The sequence below is a fragment of the Streptomyces plumbidurans genome (assembly GCF_019857225.1).
GTDB classification, from domain to species: Bacteria; Actinomycetota; Actinomycetes; order Streptomycetales; family Streptomycetaceae; genus Streptomyces; species Streptomyces plumbidurans.
This window is the reverse complement of record NZ_JAFJSY010000089.1, coordinates 1-1,262: the sequence shown is the minus strand read 5'-3', so window position 1 is coordinate 1,262 and position 1,262 is coordinate 1. Positions and strand designations below refer to the sequence as shown.

General features: G+C 80.5%; 1 pseudogene. It reads left to right on the top strand.

Annotated elements, in window-relative coordinates:
- A pseudogene (locus JYK17_RS34915) lies at positions 1-1,262 on the top strand (histidine kinase); the annotation flags it as partial.

Below are 1,262 nucleotides of genomic sequence, written 5' to 3'. Positions count from 1 at the left end.
ATGAGCGGCAGCGCCTATGTGCTGGAGGTGCCCATCGGCGGCGGGGCCGGGGCCGTGGCCGCCGAGGCCCCGGCGCAGGCCGCGGGCGGCGAGGAGGGTTCCGGCGGCCGGCGCCGTGCCCGCCGGTCGTCCGTCGACGCGTTCCTGGACGGCGAGGTCCCGGGCGAGTCCGGTGACCCGGCGGAGCACGGCGCCCCGGACGCGGCCGCGCCCACCGGGCGGCGGCGCAGGCGTGCCGTGGAGGAGTCGCAGGCCGCGGCGGCCGCGGTCGGCAGCGCCGTGGAGGTCGCCGGTGGTACCGGGCGGCGGCGTGGCAGGCCCGCCGAGAACGACGCCGGCGGTGTCTCCGAGGGCGCCGTCGTGATGGCCGGCGAGCATGCCGTGGAGACGGCCGCCGCCGGTACGGGACTGGGCGGGACCGTTCCTCCGCAGGGCGTGCCCGCGCCCGGCGGCGGTCGGCGCGCCCGGCACGGTGGCGGCGCACAGCAGGCCCTGCCCGCGGCGCTCCCGGCCGCGTCTCCCACGGCTCCGGGTGCCCCGGCCCCGGATGCGGCTCAGGCCGGTGCCACCCCTGGCAACCAGCCCGCGCTTGCCGAGAGGGCCGAGCCCAGCGGGCGGCGCCGCCGTGCGCTCGCCGCAGCGCAGGACCGCGCCGCCGCGCAGGAAGCGGCTCCCCGTTCGGTCTTCGCCCTGCCCCCGGCGGACGCGGACCGCCCGGCCGAGGGAGCGGCGCCGCAGGGTCAGGTTCCGGCTCAGACTTCTGTTCCGCCGCAGACCCCGGTCGTGCCACAGGCCCCCGTTCCGCCTCAGGCACCCGTCCCCGTCGCGCCGCAGGTCCCCGTACAGGGTGGCCAGGACCCCTCCGGTTCCGCCGTGGCCGACGGTGGTCGGCACGATGCCGTTCCGCACGACCAGTCCGGCGACCACACCCCGCCGCAGCCGCATCCGACGAGCGCGCCGACGGGACGCCGTCGTCGTGCCGTGGGGCAGCCCGCGGCGCAGGGTGCCCCCGCTCAGCAGCCGGTCCCGGCTCCTGCGCAGATGGCCCCCGCGCAGGCCGCACTCGCTCCGGGCGCCGCCGTCCAGAACGCCAACCCCCAGATCCCCGGCGGCCAGGTCGCTCAGCCCGTGCAGCCCGCCCAGGCAGCGCCGCCCGCCGCCCAGCCCCTCCCGGCGGAGGCTGCCCCCGGTCAGCCCGTGGCGCCGCAGCAGCACACCCCGGCGCCGGGCACCCCTCTGCCACCGGAGGCCCCAGCGGCCCC